Here is a 548-nt window from a genome sequence, read left to right on the forward strand (position 1 = left end):
TGAGCCGCGTCAGCAGCCCTGCTGAGGTTGAAAAGGGCTCACTGACCCACACACATAGAATGGCTATCGTGCGACGATCGAGTTAGTCGCACGCCATTCATGCCGACACTAGGATTCGAATGAATAGTCCAGGACGGACTCACCAACCTGGAAATGGTCAACAATAGAGCTGACGAACGATCGAGATCGATTCAGGATATCTCTCTGCTGCCCCTGCGCCTTCTCTGCATACTCGCGGAGCGCGTTTACGGCGTCGACCTCCTGTCTTCAAGTGCACACGCGACTGCGAGATGACCGCTAAGCTCCTGATATTTCACATCTGCCTGCATCTTCGCAATCAGATCTTGCAGCGATCGAACGGACCCGAGATAAGAGAAGCTGTAATCCTGGAGATCGCTCCACAGGGTGTCAATTTCCCACGTCGCCTCATCCTCTGAACGTACCGTCCAGCGAACATATGGGGCCATGGCGATCCCCTCCTCATACAGGAGATCCGAGAGACCAGCACCCATCGAGCAGGCGCCGGCCACACCCCGAAACTGGCGGCC

1 protein-coding gene is annotated in these 548 nt (G+C 56.0%); it reads right to left on the reverse strand.

The window, feature by feature from the left end; genetic code table 11:
• Positions 1–245 precede the first annotated feature (245 nt).
• Positions 246–548: hypothetical protein (locus tag BFF77_RS36420; RefSeq protein WP_211280385.1), on the reverse strand; the 303-nt coding region annotated here is incomplete at its 5' end.

The sequence above is a fragment of the Streptomyces lushanensis genome, assembly GCF_001700515.1.
In the GTDB taxonomy this organism is placed as follows: Bacteria; Actinomycetota; Actinomycetes; order Streptomycetales; family Streptomycetaceae; genus Streptomyces; species Streptomyces lushanensis.